Source organism: Vibrio sp. 704 (assembly GCF_033339295.1).
In genome coordinates, this window is sequence record NZ_JAWOUH010000397.1 from 1 (window position 1) to 729 (window position 729).

1 pseudogene is annotated in these 729 nt (G+C 45.0%); it reads left to right on the forward strand.

The annotated features are described in order from the left end of the window. Positions 1 to 729 (forward strand): annotated as a pseudogene (locus tag R7R24_RS26700) (hypothetical protein); the annotation flags it as partial.

The window sequence follows — 729 nt, forward strand, 5'->3', positions numbered from 1 at the left end:
CACAGATGAAGCCAGCGGTAATGAGGAGAATGACGTTGGTTTCATGCCTAGTGCTTGGGCTCAACCAACCTTTGATGATGATCCCGTGTTAACCATCCGTTTTGGTTCTATCGGTATTGCCAATCTTAAAGTGTGTAAGTCGTTCGATATGAACGGTAACGGTATTCATGATGAAGGCGAAGGCTTGATTCCGAATTGGCCGGTCAACCTTTACATACCTGACAGTGTACCCGTTCCTAAACCATTCAACCCTGAGTATCCAGAAAATGGTGAATTCTTAGTGATAGAACAACTTCTTCTTGATGCCGGTGTTCTTCCAGAAGGCGAGAATTTAGCGGAAGTCGATGCCAATGGTTACGTACAGCGGATGACAGGAGAGGATGGCTGTGCCACATTCTTCGTTCTCGTTCCAAATGTTCGCGGTGAAGATCCCGCGCCTTATGAAGTGAGCGAAAGCCTTTCTGCTGCATGGAACAATACCAGTGATCACACCATTTCGTTCGACGTAAAATCTGTCATGAAAATGGAAAATGGCGTCCCTCTCATTATCGGTGAAGTTTACAACCGCAGTGACGCACTTAATGGTAATGAAGTGCACTTCAATAACATTTGTGAAATCACTGCAGACTTTGACACCAAAGGTTACTGGCACAACAAAAATGGCTTAAGTGAACTAACTGAAGCCGATAGAGTATATGTGAATGGATTAGCCCCTTACGCCTCTCCAAG